Genomic DNA, 6,319 nt, shown 5'->3' with positions numbered 1-6,319 from the left:
CGCGAAGGCGGCGTGTCAGTCAACTCAAATATTGACTGATGCACCGCCTTCGCGAGCAAGCCCGCTCCCACAGGGACGGCAGTGGACTGCAGATCAGAATTCAGCGCACCAGACACGGCCGCTTGTTATCGAACGTCCACTCCGGTATCAAAAACTGCATCGCCACACTGTCATCCCGCGCGCCGAGACCCATGCCTTTGTACAGTTCGTGGGCCTTGGCCAGCTGATCCATGTCCAGCTCCACCCCCAGCCCAGGTTTCTGCGGCACTTGCACGCAACCGTCGACAATTTGCAGCGGTGCCTTGGTCAGGCGCTGGCCGTCCTGCCAGATCCAGTGCGTGTCGATGGCGGTGATGTCGCCCGGTGCCGCCGCCGCGACATGGGTGAACATCGCCAGCGAGATATCGAAGTGATTGTTGGAGTGTGAGCCCCAGGTCAGGCCCCACTCATGGCACAACTGCGCGACACGTACCGAGCCTTGCATGGTCCAGAAGTGCGGGTCGGCCAACGGAATGTCCACCGACTGCAGCTGAATGGCGTGGCCCATCTCGCGCCAGTCGGTGGCGATCATGTTGGTCGCCGTCTTCAGTCCGGTTGCGCGGCGGAACTCGGCCATGACTTCGCGCCCCGAGTAACCGTTTTCCGCACCGCACGGGTCTTCGGCGTAAGCCAGCACCTTATGTTGATCGCGGCACAGGCGGATCGCTTCTTTCAGTGACCAGGCGCCGTTCGGATCAAGCGTGATACGCGCCTCGGGAAAGCGTTTGGCCAGTGCCGTCACCGCTTCGATTTCCGCGTCGCCGCTAAGCACGCCGCCTTTGAGTTTGAAGTCCTGGAAACCGTATTTCGCCTGGGCCGCTTCAGCCAGACGCACTACCGCTTCGGCGCTCATGGCCTTCTCGTGACGCACGCGGAACCAGTCGTTATCGGCGTCCGGTTCGCTGCGGTAGGCGAGGTTGGTCTCGCGTTGATCGCCGACATAAAACAGATAACCGAGCATCTTCACTTGATCGCGTTGCTGGCCTTCGCCGAGCAGCGCCGCGACCGGTACGTCGAGGTGTTGCCCGAGCAAGTCGAGGAGGGCAGCTTCGAGTCCGGTGACCGCGTGGATGGTGATGCGCAGGTCGAACGTCTGCAGGCCACGGCCGCCGGCATCACGCTCGGCGAAGGTCTGGCGCACCTGATTGAGGATCTTCTGATAGTTGCCGATTGTGCTGCCGAGCACCAGGCTGCGGGCGTCCTCCAGCGTCTGCCGGATGCGCTCGCCACCGGGCACTTCACCGACGCCAGTGTGGCCGGCGTTGTCCTTGAGAATGACGATATTGCGGGTGAAAAACGGCCCGTGGGCGCCGCTCAGGTTGAGCAGCATGCCGTCGTGGCCGGCCACGGGAATCACCTGCATGTCAGTGATGATTGGCGCTTTGGCAGTGTCGTGTGCGGTCATGTTTTTATCCTTGTCAGCATCTTTAAAAAGGAAGTCATGCGTGCTTTGGCGCGGCCTCGGCCACGGCGAGGTCAGCAGCGGGTTTCGGGGTGGTACGTGCAGCGAAGACGATGATCGCGGCGATGATCGAAGTCGCGGCCAGGCCATAGAGGCCGCCCTGAATCGAACCAGTGTGTTCTTCGAGCAGGCCGAAGGTGGTCGGCGCGACGAAGCCGCCGAGGTTGCCCACCGAGTTGATCAGTGCGATCACTGCCGCGGCGATCCGTGCATCCAGATAGGCCTGCGGAATCGGCCAAAACAACGATGAGGCGGACTTGAAGCCCAGCGCGGCAAAACAGATCGCGACAAAGGCGAAGATCGGCCCGCCGGTGGTGGACATGAACATCCCCGCCGCGGCGATCAACAACGCGGTGGCGACCCAGGCCTGCTGGTGCTTCCACTTGGCCGAGAAGGCGGCGAAGGCGTACATGCCGACGATCGACAGCAACCATGGAATCGAGTTGAACAGCCCGACCTGGAAGTCACTCATCTCGCCCATTTTCTTGATGATGCTCGGCAGCCAGAACGTCGCGGCGTAGATCGTCAGCTGGATAAAAAAGTAGATCAGGCAAAACAGGATGATCTGCCGGTCCTTGAGCAGTTTGCCCATCGACGGGCGGATCGGCGTCGCGGCTTCGCGGGCCTTCTGTTCATCATCGATGGCGCTGACCAGTGCGTCCTGTTCGGCGCGGGTCAGCCATTTTGCGTCGTGGGGTTTGGCGTCGAGCCAGAACCACACGAACACACACAGCCCCACGGAAAACATCCCCTCGATGAAGTACATCCATTGCCAGCCGTGCAGGCCCAGGCCATTGATCTGCAAAAGCAGGCCGGACAACGGGCCGGAGATCAGCGAGGCGACCGCTGAGCCGCTGAGGAAAATCGCGATTGCCTTGCCGCGTTCGGCGCCGGGTAGCCAGCGCGTGAAGTAGTAGATCACCCCGGGAAAGAACCCGGCTTCGGCCACGCCGAGCAGAAAGCGCAGGATGTAAAAGTGCGTTTCGTTCTGGATGAACGCCATGCCGGCGGCGACCAGGCCCCAGGTGAGCATGATGCGGGTGAGCCAGATACGCGCGCCGACTTTCTGCAAAAGCACGTTGGACGGCACTTCGAACAGCGCGTAACCGATGAAGAACAGACCGGCGCCGAAGCCGTAGGCGGCAGCACCAATGCCCAGGTCATGTTCCATGTGAGTGCGGACGAAACCGATGTTCACCCGGTCAATGTAATTGACAATGAACATGATCACGAAGAGCGGCAGGACGTGGCGTTTCACTTTCGAGATGGCGGACGCGAGTGTCGAATCGACGCCCTCGTTCATCCCGGAGACGGAGGTTTTCACTTGGTTTTCTCCCACTGATTATTTTTATGCGGGGTAGGGCTGGATGCTGCGTTGTTGATAGACATCATACAACTGGGATTTTTTGTCCTACAAGTGGGGTGGAGCGATTAAATTTGTCTGGTGAACAGATTTTTTATTTCTTTTTGGGATTTGTCCCCGTTTTCATTGGTTCAAATCGCACCCATCAGACGTGCATTTCGGTTCGCGATCCAAATTTTCAAACAGGGCGTAGGGCTTGGTTGTTGCGGTTTTTTTCGTTTTATTGAATGTTGTCATACAAGTTGCTGGCTGTTTCAGCGCTAAAATCGATCTCGTCAGCCACCGCGCAGTGCTACGATCGACAAGCCCCGATGACCGGAACCGATCATGCAAGAAGACCTCGACGCCCCTGCGCCCAAACGTGCACACAACCTCGCACACGATCTGGTGGAGAAACTCACCCAGAGCATCCTGCTTGGCCAGTTGTCGCCCGGCGACAAGCTGCCGTCGGAGAACGCCATCGTTCAGGAGCACGGCGTCAGTCGCACGGTGGTGCGCGAAGCGATTTCCAAGTTGCAGGCCTCGGGCCTGGTCGAGACGCGGCACGGCATCGGCAGTTTTGTCATCGAGCGCGCTGCCGAGCAGGGCTTGCGCCTGAATGTCGACACCGCTCTCGGGGTGCGCAGCATTCTGGAATTGCGCATGGGCCTGGAGACGCAGGCTGCGGCGTTGGCCGCGTCACGTCGCAGCGAGCAGCAATTGCTGCAAATGCGTCAGGCGCTGGATGACTATCAGCGTTTGCTGGACAGCAATGACAGTTGTGTCGAGGCTGATCGACGTTTTCATCTGCTTATTGCCGAAGCCACCGGCAACGTCTGCTTCAGCGAAATCATGCAGCACCTGGGCAGCGCGATGATTCCACGTCAGCGGCTCAATGCCGCCGAGCGTGGCGCGGCGGATCTGAGCAAGCTGGGGCAGTTGGCCCATCTGGAGCACGAAGCGATCCTGAATGCGATCAAGCGGCAGGATCCGGACGCGGCGCGCGCGGCCATGTGGCTGCACCTGACCAACAGCCGCGACCGCTTCAGTGCGCAGGGCTGATTGCCGTTGGTCTGCTCGATAGCACCGCCTGCAGATGCACGCTTCCAAGCTGTATGGCCCGGGTTCTCCGGACCTCCTTGGTGAGGTGTGTCATGGCTAATGATTTGCTGTTTCAGGGTGGTGTGCTGCCGACCGATCCAACCCGTCCGGTGCCCGGCACGGATGAGCCGACACTGGCCGATCACGATGCGCCGCCGGGCATGAGCCCGGGACGTGATCCGTTGAGTGATGCTGATCGGCCGGAAGACTGGAAGGACCCGGCGGCTGACGATGATGTGCCGCCAGCGGATGAGCCGACGCCGTTGTCGGATGACAGGCGCTGAGGCTAACCCGGCACGAGATATTTATAGTCTGCGCCGGCCCGTTCGCGAGCAAGCTCGCTCCCACAGGTAGAACGCATCCCCCTGTAGGAGTGAGCCTGCTCGCGATGGGGTCATCAGCCTCAGTAAAAACCTCGATCAGACCTCAATCGGTCGACCCTCCACCCGCCGCTCCAGATTCAACGCCAGCACACTGATCAACACCACCGCCGACCCCGCCAGCACCATCAGCGTCGGTCGCTCGCCCAATCCCAGTGAAGCAATCCCCATCGCCGTCGGTGGTATCAGGTACAACGTCATCGTCGCCCGGCTCAAGTCCACATGCTTGAGCACAAAGCCCCAGGCCAGATAGGCCAGTGCACTGGGAAACACCCCCAACGCCAGAACTGCCCACTGCACTTGCAGCGGCGCTTTCACCACCGCCGCACCCAGCCCCGGCAGATAAATCAGCAACAGCAGTGTCCCCGACCACACCGCGTAACAAGCCAGACTGAAGCCGTCATAACGCCGGGCGTGATGTTTTTGCAGGGCGAAGTAAATGCTCCATGACAGCGCTGCCAGCAGGATCAGCAAGCCATGCGCGTCGATCTGCCCCAGGCCCCGATCGGCGCTGACCACGATCACCACGCCGACCAGTCCCAGCAACACGCAGCCCCATCGCCAGACACTGACCTGATCCTTGAACACGTAGCGCGCCAGCAGCGTACTGAACAGCGGGCTCGACTGTGCCAGTACGCTGGAGGCGCCGGCACTGACGCTTTGCTGGCCGATGTTCAGCGCCACGTGATGCAGGCTGACGGCAAAAAATCCCAGGGCGAACAACAGCGGTACGTCGCGCCGTTGCGGCAGGCGAATACCCTTGAACGCTGCGATCACGGCCATGAACAACGACGCCAGCAGAAACCGCAGCAACGCCAGATGCCCGGGGTCGTAGGCTTGCAGGCCGATGTGAATGCCGGTGGGTGAATAGGCCCAGCAGCCAACCACGAAGGCCATGGTCAGAATGATTTTCAAGGGAGAAGGAGTCAGCATGATCGGCGCACTGCAAGGGTTGATGCGCCGAGTATCCGGGCGACGAACAAGTCTCCACAACTGACTTATACTGCGCCGAATGTTCACTTTGAGTGATGAGTATGGAGCTGGCGCAGATCCGCATGTTCAAGACCGTGGCTGACGAGGGCAGCATTGCCCGCGCCGCTGAAAAGCTGTTTTGCGTGCCGTCGAACATCACCGCACGGATCAAGGCATTGGAAGCTGAACTCGGTGTGGCGCTGTTTCTGCGCGAAGGGCGCGGGCTGCGGATCAGCCCGGCGGGGCAGACGTTCCTGGCGTATGCCGAGCGGATTCTGGCGCTGACCGCCGAAGCCAAGCGCGCGGTGGATCCCGCCGCCGAACCGTCCGGCCCGCTGCGTATCGGCGCGATCGAGTCCTCGGCCACCGGGCGTTTGCCCCGACTGTTGGCCAAGTTTCACTAGCGCTATCCGCAGGTGGCGCTGGAGTTGACCACTGGCACCTGGGGCCAATTACTCGACGACACCGTCAGCCATCGCCTCGACGGTGCGATCGTCGCGGTGGACGTCGAGCGTTCGCAACTGAAACGCACGCCGATGTACCGCGAAGAATTGCTGCTGATTGCCTCGACGTCATTCGGCCCCGTGCGCGACATCCACGATCTGCAGGACAAAACCGTGTTCATGTGGCCGCAGGGTTGTCCGTATCGGGCGGCGCTGGAGCACTGGCTGTTGCGTCAGGGGCAGGCGCTGCCGATTGTCAGCCTGGCGAGTTACGGGGCGATTGTCGGTTGCGTGAGTGCTGGCGCCGGGGTGGCATTAGTACCTAAAGGCGTGTTCGAGCAATACGCCAAAGGCGCTGGATGCGTGGGCTATGAGTTTCCCGAACTGACGGCGATCGACAACCTGTTTTACTGGCACGAAAACGCCGGGGTACACCCGGCGCGTGAGGCGTTCGTGGCGATGTTGCGTGAAGAATTCCTCTGATCACATCCAACGCGCACCTGTAGGAGCTGCCGCAGGCTGCGATCTTTTGACTTTGTTATTGAAGAACAAGATCAAAAGATCGCAGCCTGCGGCAGCT

General features: G+C 60.7%; 5 protein-coding genes and 1 pseudogene. 3 read left to right on the top strand and 3 right to left on the bottom strand.

Going from position 1 to position 6,319, the window contains the following annotated elements; translation table 11 throughout:
- Positions 1 to 100 precede the first annotated feature (100 nt).
- Positions 101 to 1,444 carry a glucarate dehydratase gene (gene gudD / locus QMX91_RS28050; protein WP_282413700.1) on the bottom strand — a complete coding sequence of 448 codons (1,344 nt, stop codon included), beginning with the start codon at positions 1,442 to 1,444 and terminating at the stop codon, positions 101 to 103.
- 34 nt (positions 1,445 to 1,478) lie between these two features.
- Entirely contained in the window at positions 1,479 to 2,825 is a 1,347-nt protein-coding gene (locus tag QMX91_RS28045) for an MFS transporter (RefSeq protein WP_098968076.1), read from the bottom strand.
- Positions 2,826 to 3,191: 366 nt separating this feature from the next.
- Here QMX91_RS28045 and QMX91_RS28040 point away from each other — a divergent pair, with 366 nt between their 5' ends.
- A complete protein-coding gene (locus QMX91_RS28040) occupies positions 3,192 to 3,905 on the top strand; it encodes a FadR/GntR family transcriptional regulator (protein ID WP_225138393.1) in 714 nt (237 codons plus the stop codon).
- 92 nt (positions 3,906 to 3,997) lie between these two features.
- A complete protein-coding gene (locus tag QMX91_RS28035; protein WP_007965409.1) occupies positions 3,998 to 4,228 on the top strand; it encodes a hypothetical protein in 231 nt (76 codons plus the stop codon).
- A 135-nt stretch (positions 4,229 to 4,363) separates the two neighbouring features.
- Here the strand turns inward: QMX91_RS28035 and QMX91_RS28030 are convergent, their stop codons facing one another.
- Positions 4,364 to 5,257: a DMT family transporter gene (locus QMX91_RS28030; RefSeq protein WP_282413699.1), complete on the bottom strand. Its 894-nt coding sequence runs from the start codon at positions 5,255 to 5,257 to the stop codon at positions 4,364 to 4,366.
- A 101-nt stretch (positions 5,258 to 5,358) separates the two neighbouring features.
- Here QMX91_RS28030 and QMX91_RS28025 point away from each other — a divergent pair.
- Positions 5,359 to 6,222 (top strand): annotated as a pseudogene (locus QMX91_RS28025) (LysR substrate-binding domain-containing protein).
- Positions 6,223 to 6,319 lie beyond the last annotated feature (97 nt).

Source organism: Pseudomonas sp. PS01299 (assembly GCF_029960145.1).
Taxonomy (GTDB): Bacteria; Pseudomonadota; Gammaproteobacteria; order Pseudomonadales; family Pseudomonadaceae; genus Aquipseudomonas; species Aquipseudomonas putida_A.
This window is presented reverse-complemented; position numbering and strand designations above follow the sequence as displayed.

Coding starts and splice junctions, on each gene's coding strand:
- gudD (WP_282413700.1), bottom strand. CDS start 1,444: ATGACCGCACACGACACTGCCAAAGCGCCAATCATCACTGACATGCAG.
- QMX91_RS28040 (WP_225138393.1), top strand. CDS start 3,192: ATGCAAGAAGACCTCGACGCCCCTGCGCCCAAACGTGCACACAACCTC.
- QMX91_RS28035 (WP_007965409.1), top strand. CDS start 3,998: ATGGCTAATGATTTGCTGTTTCAGGGTGGTGTGCTGCCGACCGATCCA.
- QMX91_RS28030 (WP_282413699.1), bottom strand. CDS start 5,257: ATGCTGACTCCTTCTCCCTTGAAAATCATTCTGACCATGGCCTTCGTG.